The sequence below is a fragment of the Delftia sp. ZNC0008 genome (assembly GCF_000799035.1).
Taxonomy (GTDB): domain Bacteria; phylum Pseudomonadota; class Gammaproteobacteria; order Burkholderiales; family Burkholderiaceae_C; genus Comamonas; species Comamonas tsuruhatensis.
This window is the reverse complement of record NZ_JTKZ01000244.1, coordinates 1-1,825: the sequence shown is the minus strand read 5'-3', so window position 1 is coordinate 1,825 and position 1,825 is coordinate 1. Positions and strand designations below refer to the sequence as shown.

2 protein-coding genes are annotated in these 1,825 nt (G+C 71.2%); both read right to left on the bottom strand.

The genetic code is table 11. The features are described from left to right. A partial coding sequence (locus L995_RS08045) for an ABC1 kinase family protein (RefSeq protein WP_047470821.1) occupies positions 1–973 on the bottom strand: 973 nt, incomplete at its 3' end. Between the two features lie 90 nt (positions 974–1,063). Beyond that, positions 1,064–1,825 (bottom strand): molybdopterin dinucleotide binding domain-containing protein (locus tag L995_RS08040; protein ID WP_047470819.1); only part of this gene is annotated, 762 nt, incomplete at its 5' end.

The window sequence follows — 1,825 nt, the reverse complement described above, 5'->3', positions numbered from 1 at the left end:
GCAGGGCCAGCAGGTTGCCGGGGTGCGGGTCGGCGTGGAACAGGCCGTCGCGCAGCACCATCTGCAAAAACGCGCAGGCGCCACGGCGCGCCAGCAGCGGGCCGTCCAGCGAGGGGTCCGCACCCACGGCCGAGGCCGGCACGCCCGGCACGAAGTCCTGCACCAGCAGGCGCGGCCCGCTCAATGCCCAGTGGATGGCCGGCACGACGATCTCGGGCTGGGCCGCGAAGTGCCGTGCCACGGCGTCGCCATTGTGGGCTTCGACGGTGAAATCCAGTTCCTCGCGCAGCGCCTGGCCCAGCTGGCGCGTGACCTCGCGCGGGCGGTAGCGTGCCAGCTGCGGCCATTGTTCCTGGGCCAGCAGCGCCAGGTGCTCTAGCAGGCGCAGGTCGGCTTCGATCTGGGGGCGCAGGCCGGGGCGCTGGACCTTGACCACGACTTCGATGTCGGCAGCGCTGGCCGCAGGGGGGCTGTCGCTGCCGCTGCAGTCTTCCTGGTCTTGCCGGTCATCCCGGTCATCCCGGTCTTCGGCCGCAGGCAGCCGCGCACGGTAAACCTGGGCCATGGAGGCCGAGGCCAGCGGCACGGGATCGAAATGCGTGAACACCTGCTCCACGGGCAGGCCCAGCGACTGCTCGATCAATGGCTGGGCCGTCTCCCAGGGCAGCGGGGCGGCGTGGCTGTGCAGTTGCTGCAGCGCGGCCGTCCATTCGGGCGCGAGCAGGTCCGAGCGCGTGGCCATGATCTGGCCCAGCTTGACGAAGCTGGGGCCCAGGTGTTCGAGGGCCATGCGCAGGCGCTCGGGGCGGCTGGCATCCAGCGGATGCTCGGGATGGGGCTGGCTGCCGCGCGGCGCGAAGCGGGCCAGGCCCAGCGTGTCGACCAGGTCGGCCAGCCCGAAGCGCAGCAGCACGCCGACGATTTCCTGCAGCCGGGCACGGTCGCGCACGGCGACCACGGCGGTTTGCAGCATGGGCATCTCCTGTCGGTGGTGGCAATGCGGTCCATTGTGCCGATGCGCCAGACGCCATTGCGCAGGAATCGCCCGCCTCCGGGGCGGGGCTCAGGCCAGCCGCTGCACCTGTACCGCGCAGTCGTAGAAGCTGGGCGCGCGGCCCAGGTCGGTCAGGCGCTGGTGGGTGAGCTCGTTGACATTGGTGCCGTTGTCGCCGTGCTTGCGCCACCAGATGCCCAGGCCGTTGACCACGCCACGGCGCGCGCGGCCGTTGAGGGTGGCGTGGCATTCGTAGCTGCCCCGGTCGTTGAAGACGCGCACGCGGTCGCCCTCGGCCACGCCGCGCGGGGCGGCGTCGTCGGGGTGCAGCTCCACCAGCGGGCGGCCTTCCATGGTGCGCAGGCTCTTGACGTTGACGAAGCTGCTGTTGAGAAAGTTGCGTGCCGGCGGCGAGATCATGGCCAGCGGGTAGCGCGCATCCGTTTCGGCGGTTTCGTAGTTGGGCAGGTAGTCGGGCAGCGGGTCCATGCCGCGCCGCGCCAGCTCGGCGCTGGTGAATTCGCAGCGGCCCGAGGGCGTGGCGAAGCCGCCCTCGGCAAAGGGGGCCTCGGGCAGGGCCAGGGTGGCAAAGCCCTTGTCCAGCAGCTCGTCGAAGTCCACGCCGCGGCCCTCGAACGCCTCGCGGCACAGTTGCTCGTCTCCCGTCTGGAAATGGGCAGCGGCAAAGGCGTCGTCATGCCGCGCCATGTGCGCGGCCAGGTCGCGGAAGATCTGGCCGTTGCTGCGCGCCTGGCCCAGCGGCGCGATGGCGGGGCGGTTGAGCAGCACGTCGGTATGGCCGTAGCTGCCGTGGATGTCCCAGTGCTCGAT